The organism is Pedobacter sp. HMWF019 (genome assembly GCF_003061025.1).
In the GTDB taxonomy this organism is placed as follows: Bacteria; Bacteroidota; Bacteroidia; order Sphingobacteriales; family Sphingobacteriaceae; genus Pedobacter.
In genome coordinates this window covers 21,256-28,553 of record NZ_QAIL01000314.1, presented here as the reverse complement: position 1 = coordinate 28,553, position 7,298 = coordinate 21,256, and the positions used below count along the sequence as shown (strand labels likewise).

Annotated in this window: 6 protein-coding genes; 1 reads left to right on the top strand and 5 read right to left on the bottom strand. The window is 43.7% G+C overall.

Going from position 1 to position 7,298, the window contains the following annotated elements:
• Window positions 1-36: 36 nt before the first annotated feature.
• Window positions 37-1,068, top strand: coding sequence for a LacI family DNA-binding transcriptional regulator (locus tag DBR11_RS17690; RefSeq protein WP_233260803.1), 1,032 nt, complete (start codon window positions 37-39; stop codon window positions 1,066-1,068).
• 50 nt (window positions 1,069-1,118) lie between these two features.
• Here the strand turns inward: DBR11_RS17690 and DBR11_RS17685 are convergent, their stop codons facing one another.
• The 5 genes from DBR11_RS17685 to uxaC are packed head-to-tail and all read right to left on the bottom strand — an operon-like array spanning window position 1,119 to window position 7,292.
• Entirely contained in the window at window positions 1,119-2,744 is a 1,626-nt protein-coding gene (locus tag DBR11_RS17685; protein ID WP_108553967.1) for an NADP-dependent glyceraldehyde-3-phosphate dehydrogenase, read from the bottom strand.
• Window positions 2,745-2,777: 33 nt separating this feature from the next.
• On the bottom strand, window positions 2,778-4,151 hold the full coding sequence (locus DBR11_RS17680; RefSeq protein WP_108553966.1) for an MFS transporter: 1,374 nt from the start codon (window positions 4,149-4,151) through the stop codon (window positions 2,778-2,780).
• 33 nt (window positions 4,152-4,184) lie between these two features.
• The gene (locus DBR11_RS17675) at window positions 4,185-4,844 is read right to left on the bottom strand and encodes a bifunctional 4-hydroxy-2-oxoglutarate aldolase/2-dehydro-3-deoxy-phosphogluconate aldolase (protein WP_108553971.1); all 660 of its coding nucleotides are present in this window, start codon (window positions 4,842-4,844) and stop codon (window positions 4,185-4,187) included.
• Window positions 4,845-4,861: 17 nt separating this feature from the next.
• Window positions 4,862-5,890, bottom strand: coding sequence for a sugar kinase (locus DBR11_RS17670; RefSeq protein ID WP_108553965.1), 1,029 nt, complete (start codon window positions 5,888-5,890; stop codon window positions 4,862-4,864).
• A gap of 1 nt (window position 5,891) precedes the next feature.
• Window positions 5,892-7,292 (bottom strand): glucuronate isomerase, encoded by a 1,401-nt coding sequence (gene uxaC / locus DBR11_RS17665; protein WP_108553964.1) that lies wholly within the window; start codon window positions 7,290-7,292, stop codon window positions 5,892-5,894.
• Window positions 7,293-7,298: the final 6 nt, after the last annotated feature.

The following is a 7,298-nucleotide window of genomic DNA, read 5'->3' as shown; positions in this document are numbered from 1 at the left end:
GACTAAAACCACTTTAAAAATCTTAAATACATTCCTATGGGATGTTTATTATCTTTGGATATGGGTATTAATTTAAAACAACTTGCAGCTGAACTTAAACTCTCCACCTCCACTGTATCCCGTGCACTTCATGACAGCCATGAAATCAGCACAGAAACTAAACAGCGGGTGAGAGAAATGGCAGAAAAGTTAAGTTATCAGCCCAACCCCTATGCCAGCAGCCTGCGAAAGCAAAAAAGCAAGACCATTGCACTGGTCATTCCTGAGATAGACAATAATTTTTTTACGCTCGCCATCAACGGCATCGAAGAAATTGCGCAGAAGAAAAACTACCATGTACTGATCTATCTGACACATGAAGACATTAACAAGGAAATTGCCATTGCCAAACACTTGTTGAGCGGCCGTGTAGATGGTATCCTGATCTCCGTAACCAGTCAGACTGCGGAAATTGAGCACCTGACCAATTTATACAGTACCGGCATCCCAATTGTTTTCTTTGACCGCATCTGTGACCAGATCGACACGGCAAAAATCACAACAGATGATTACGACAGTGGGTATAAAGCAACCCATCATCTTATAGAGGCAGGATGTAAAAATATCGCTTACCTTCAAGTATCCGAAACCCTGTCCATCAGCAAAAAAAGATTTGCAGGATTTAAAGAAGCGCTGCATAAAAATAATATTCCATTGCAGACTGACCTTGTGCTCACCTGTGCAGACAGTAATGAAAGTAATTATCAGCAGATCAAAAACCTCCTTCTTTCCAAAAACCGGCCCGATGGGATCTTTGCTTCGGTAGAAAAACTAGCTATTACCACTTATGAAGTCTGCAATGAACTTGGCCTAAAAATACCTGATCAGGTCAAGGTGATCAGCTTCTCCAATCTGGCTACGGCACCCCTACTCAACCCTTCCCTGAGTACCATTACTCAACCCGCATTTGATATCGGCAAAAAAGCAGCAGAAGTCATGTTCAACATTATAGAACACCGCGCAGTAGAAGAAGCTAAAGAAACAACCATTCTAAAATCCAGCCTGATCCCCAGGGATTCCACCAAATAAAAAAGGGTACCCAACAGGCACCCTTTTCCAAAATATAAATACAGCTCTTCCTAAAATATAAACTTCGTACTTAGAAAATTAGAACTGTTGCTGTCAATAATCTCATTGATCAACTGCTTATTGCTGTCATTCAATTTCGTGGCCACCAAAGAGCGAATGGAGAAAGACCTCAATGCATCCACTACAGACAAAGTACCTTCAGCACTGTCTTTTCTACCCGTAAAAGGGAATACATCTGGTCCGCGCTGGCATTGGCAATTGATGTTCACCCGGCTCACCTGATTCACTAAAGGATCAATCAGTGCAGCAACTTCCTCTTCATCATTACTGAAAATACTCACCTGTTGCCCATGTGTAGATTCAATCAGGTACTCTATTGTTTCTTCCAGATCATGAAAAGGCACTACTGGAATAACCGGACCAAACTGCTCCTCTGTATACAACTTCATATCCTTATTGACCGGATAAACAATCGCTGGGTATACAAAAGACGCTAAAGCAGTTCCACCGTGCTCATTCACCACCTTTGCGCCATGAGCAACCGCATCGTCTATACACGCTTTCAAATAAGCTGGTTTCTGCGGCTCAGGAAGCGGCGTTAAAGCCACACCGTCTACCCATGGCATTCCATATTTAAGCCCGGCAACCGCCTCAGACAGTTGCTTTAAAAATTCATCCGCAAGTGAAGCATGGATAAAGATAATCTTTAAGGCTGTACAGCGCTGTCCGTTAAAGGATAAAGATCCCAAAACCGATTCCTGCACGGCCAGTTTAAGGTCTGCTTTAGCTGTGATGATTGCTGCATTTTTTGCATCCAGTCCAAGGATAGCACGAAGCCTATTGATCTTTGGATGCAGTTTTTTAAGTTCATTGGCCACTTTACTAGAACCAATTAAGGTCAGCACATTGATCTTACCAGATTTCATCAAACCCGGAATAATTTTGTTCCCCCTGCCATAAATGGTATTCACCACTCCTTTTGGAAAACAATCACGAAATGCTTCCAGTAAAGGATAATGTAAAAGCGTACCATGTTTAGGTGGTTTAAACAACAAGGTATTCCCCATAATCAATGCAGGGATCAATGTCGTAAAAGTTTCATTCAGCGGGTAATTAAATGGCCCCATACAAAGCACCACACCCAGAGGCGATCTTCTGATCTGGGCCACAATTCCCTGTTCAATACTGAAGCGGGAAGACTGACGGTCCAGATCTTTTAAAGCATCAATGGTCGCATAGATATATTCTACCGTCCGGTCAAATTCTTTAACCGAATCTGCGTAAGATTTACCAATCTCCCACATCAGCAATTTGACCACTTCGTTCTTTTTCTCCAGAATCCGGTTGGTAAACTTCTCCACATGCGAAATCCGGCCAGCCACGCTCATGGTTGGCCACTCTCCTCTCCCGTTGTCGTAGGCAGCTACAGCCGCATCCAGGGCTTCCATAGCTTCCTTTTCATCACATAAAGGATAGGTTCCGATCACTTTAGGTTTCAGGCCATCCGGACCCTTAATACAAACAGGAGAAACCACTGTATGTACATCTCCGGCCCATGGATGCAGGGCGCCGTTACTCAGGTACTCCCGCTGATGCAATTCGCCTTCCAGACGAAATGCTTCAGGGATTTCATGCTCCGCTACAAAAATTGTACGGAGCTGATCTTCAAAATTCATTAGTTTTAGGTTATGATTGTTTAAATGATTAGGCTATAAATTCGTAATTGGTCTGTATTTAGGTACTAAAGATTTCATAACGATCCAGGCCACCAGGTAAGCCAGTGCACAAATCGCAAACATAATGGTGTATCCGGTCTGGATATGACCAAGTCCCTTGTAATAATCAAAAAGACCGCCTCCCAGCTTAGACATAAACACGCCGCCTAAACCACCAGCCATACCACCAATCCCAATAACAGAGCCTACAGATTTTTTAGGAAACATATCCGAAACAGTAGTGAAAATGTTTGCAGACCAAGCCTGATGTGCCGAAGCTCCAATCCCAATTAAAATCACCGGAAGCCACACACTGATATGACCCAATGGCTGGGCCAGCAGTACCAACAGCGGAAACAAGGCAATAATAAACATTGCTTTCATCCGTCCGTCATAAGGTGCATAGCCCTTCTTCATAAAATACATAGGAAACCAGCCTCCGCCAATACTTCCAATCATCGTCATGCTGTACAGCACTGCTAAAGGAATCATAATAGCCGTATCATCCATTCCATACTGCACCTTTAAATAAGAAGGCAGCCAGAACAAAAAGAACCACCATACCCCATCGGTCATAAATTTACCGAAAGTAAATGCCCAGGTTTGTTTGTATTTCAACAGTTTAAACCAGGAAACTTTTTCCGCATCCGCTTCAGAAGCAGAAGGGACAATCGCATCCGCATCCGGATCACAAAGAATATATTCCAGCTCGGCCTTAGACAAACGCTTTTGCTTTTCCGGTTTTTCGTAAAAGATGAACCAGAAGATCAGCCATAAAAAGCCAACTGCACCAATCACCAGGAAGGCAGATTCCCAACCCCAGTTGTGCGCAATCCAGGGCACCGTAAGTGGTGCCAGAATAGCCCCAACGTTAGCACCCGAATTAAAGATCCCTGTAGCCAGGGAACGCTCCTTTTTAGGAAAATATTCAGCCGTAGCCTTAATTGCTGCCGGAAAATTTCCAGACTCCCCGAAACCCAGAACAGCTCTTGAAAAAATAAAGCCCAGAACAGAAACAGAAACACCCGAAATACCAATGATTCCCAGTAGTGATGCTAAACCATGTCCAACAGGAATAGCCTTAGCATGTAAAATAGCACCCAAAGACCAAACAATTAAAGCTACAGCATAACCCCACTTTGTACCCAGCCTGTCTACTATCCTTCCTGCAAAAAGCATAGAAACAGCATAGACCAGCTGAAAGGCCGCAGTTATATTTGCATAATCCGTATTTGTCCAGTTAAATTCCGCTTCTAACTTGGTATGCAACAAGCTAAGAACTTGTCTGTCAAGGTAGTTTACCGTCGTTGCAAAAAACAACAGGGCACAGATCGTCCAACGGTAGCGGCTCATTTTAGTATCGTTCATTATATTTGGTTTAGGTTGATTATCTTTTTCTCGTTATCTCGTTTGTTGGACCATGTCTAATGTCTTTTTAGTCAATTCAGCCAGCAGCTCATAATTTTTATTTTCCAGGATCTCCCGGCTGATCAGTTTACTCCCCATCCCCACTGCGCAAACGCCGGATTTAAACCATTTAGTCATATTTCCTTCTTCAATCTCCACGCCTCCCGTTGGAATAAATAGCTGTCCCGGGAAAAGTTCCTTCACAGAAACCAGGTAAGAAGGCCCCAGTAAATTGGCTGGAAAAAGTTTGATCAGGCCTGCTTTATGCTGATAAGCCACATTGATCTCCGTAGGCGAGAAGCAGCCCGGCACCCATAGCAATCCAGCATCATGTGCCAGTTGACCTACTTCCGGATCCACCACCGGACAAACCAGGAAATGGGCACCTGCTTCCAGAAAAGCCTTAGCCTCTGCTGTGGTTTTGATGGTTCCGATTCCAAGGTGCAGATCAGGCATTTCTTTCTCCACAGCAGGAATCAGAAAACGAAAATTTTCCAACGCTTCTTTACCTCTGTTTGTATATTCCAGGACACGAATACCAGAACGATAAAGCGTCCTGATCACATCCAGGCTCACTTCAGCATCTTCATAAAAGAACAGCGGCAACAATCCCTGATCTGTAATGGCTTTTAAAGAACTTTCTTTAGTTTTCATCTCTATTTCATTATTGGTCATGAAACGACCAGTTCATACATTTTCACTTTTTCTTCAATCTCAGCAGGCTTAAGGCTGGTTGCATCACTTTCTATAAACAATTTAGAAAATGCAGCAGCCGTAGCGAACTCCAGCACCTGCTGTGCAGCTTTACCCAGGAAAAATCCACGAATTAAACCTGCCATATAGCAGTCACCACTCCCCACTTTATCTACAATCTGTTCCGCAGCGTATTCTTTTGATACCTTTAACGACCCTTCGCTAAACAAGGTACTGTAATACCTTACCCCGGCACCGGCATCAAAACGAAAAGTATTCGCTACCGCTTTACATTTAGGATATGCAGCTATGACCGCTTTTGAACTCTGTTCCGATTGCTGCAGATATATGGCTTTCTGATCCGCTTCCACTACCCCTTCATTAACTGGAATACCCAGCATCTTTTCAGCTGCCCAAACATTTCCCATCACCACATCACAATATTTCACCAGTCCGGGCAGTACTTCTACAGGTTCCTTACCATATTTCCAAAGCTTAGCCCTATAGTTCAAATCGATAGAAATTTTAATATTCCTTGCAGAAGCTTCTTTGAGCGCCTCTTCACAAAGATCAGCGGTTGTCTGGCTTAAGGCCGGGCAAATGGCACTAAAATGGAACCAGGTCACATCAGTCAGCACCTCATCCCAGTTCACCTGACCAACGGGTAAGGTTGCAAAAGAAGAATGTGCCCTGTCATAAATCACTCCGGCATTCTTCATATCCTTCCCCTTATGGAGGTAATACAGTCCAACTCTTTCCCCATGGTATTGAATTGGGCTGGTATCAATGCCAAGTCCCTGCACATAGCCCACCAATTGTTCAGTCAATGAGTTTTCGGGCAAAGCCGTGAGATAAGCCGAGGGCAGTTCCCATAAAGCCAGTGCCGTAGCCACATTCAGTTCAGCTCCCCCAACATAAAAAGGCAGGCTGTTGTTCTTCAACCAGTTTCCTTCTACGTCCGGACAGATACGCAACAGCAATTCACCAAAGTTCAGAATCTTTCCCATACTAAAAATTGAAGTAGTTTTTTGCGTTAAAATAGCAAATATCTTTAACTACTTTACCCAGCCAGTCCATATCTTCTGGTAATTCTCCATTTTCAACATCCTCACCCAACAAATTACACAGCAGCCTTCTGAAATATTCATGTCTCGGATAAGAAAGGAAACTCCTGGAATCTGTCAGCATGCCTATAAAACGACTCAGCAATCCCATATTAGACAAGGCATTGATCTGACGGATCATCCCATCTTTCTGATCCAGGAACCACCATGCAGACCCAAACTGAATCTTGCCCGCAACAGAACCATCGTTAAAATTCCCAATCATCGTCGCCATCAGTTCATTGTCTGCAGGATTCAGGTTATATAAAATGGTTTTAGCCAGCTGATCACCAGAATCCAGTCGGTTTAAGAATTTCGACAGAGCAGGTCCCTGCTGAAAATCACCAATAGAATCCCAGCCTGTATCTGGTCCAAGAGCCCCCAGTAAACGGGAATTGTTGTTCCTCAAAGCACCAAGATGATACTGCTGTACCCAGTTTTTCTCCTTATCCCATACAGCAAAATGATACAACATGGCCGATTTAAACTGCAGAACCTGTTGTTCGCTCAACGTCTTTCCAGCAATGATCAGGTCAAAAATAAGCCGGATCTCCTCATCGGTATACGCCTCAGCATACATCTGCTCCAAACCATGGTCAGAAATGGTACAGCCATGAGCGGCAAAATAGTCGTGTCTGCTTTTTAAAGCACCCAGATAAGCATTAAAATCAGTTATGGTTATACCGCAAACCTGTTCCAGTTGACCAATATAACTGATCAATGCTGGCAGATCATCGGCATTCATGGCTTTATCCGGACGGAAAGCAGGCAAAATCTTAATTTCAAAACCGTCTGCCTTCAATTGTTTGTGGTAAGCCAGATCATCCACCGGATCATCTGTGGTTGCCACAACAGACACCCTCATTTTACGCAACAGGTTCTTTACAGAATATTCTGGTGTCTGCAGTTTAGCCGTACATTCATCGTAAATCTTTTTCGCAGTTGCCGGAGAAAGGATATCATATACATCAAAATAGCGTTGAAGCTCCAGGTGCGTCCAGTGATACAAAGGATTGCGCAAGGTATAAGGCACCGTTTCCGCCCATTTCTCAAACTTCTCCCAATCACTTTTATCCCCTGTAATATACTCCTCGGCAATTCCATTAGCCCTCATGGCCCGCCACTTATAATGATCGCCATACAACCAAACCTGTGTCAGATTCTCAAAATTGCGGTCTTCCGCAATCTGATCTGGCGGAAGATGGCAATGGTAATCAATTACCGGCATGTCCTTGGCAAACTCATGATACAATGCCTGAGCCGTCTTATTCTGTAATAAAAAGTTCTCGTCTATAAATTTTTTCACGTGGTT

What these genes read in the sequence shown, in the direction of transcription:
- DBR11_RS17680 (WP_108553966.1), bottom strand. Translation starts at nt 4,151, where the DNA reads ATGAACGATACTAAAATGAGCCGCTACCGTTGGACGATCTGTGCCCTG.
- DBR11_RS17675 (WP_108553971.1), bottom strand. Translation starts at nt 4,844, where the DNA reads ATGAAAACTAAAGAAAGTTCTTTAAAAGCCATTACAGATCAGGGATTG.
- DBR11_RS17670 (WP_108553965.1), bottom strand. Translation starts at nt 5,890, where the DNA reads ATGGGAAAGATTCTGAACTTTGGTGAATTGCTGTTGCGTATCTGTCCG.
- DBR11_RS17685 (WP_108553967.1), bottom strand. Translation starts at nt 2,744, where the DNA reads ATGAATTTTGAAGATCAGCTCCGTACAATTTTTGTAGCGGAGCATGAA.
- DBR11_RS17690 (WP_233260803.1), top strand. Translation starts at nt 37, where the DNA reads ATGGGATGTTTATTATCTTTGGATATGGGTATTAATTTAAAACAACTT.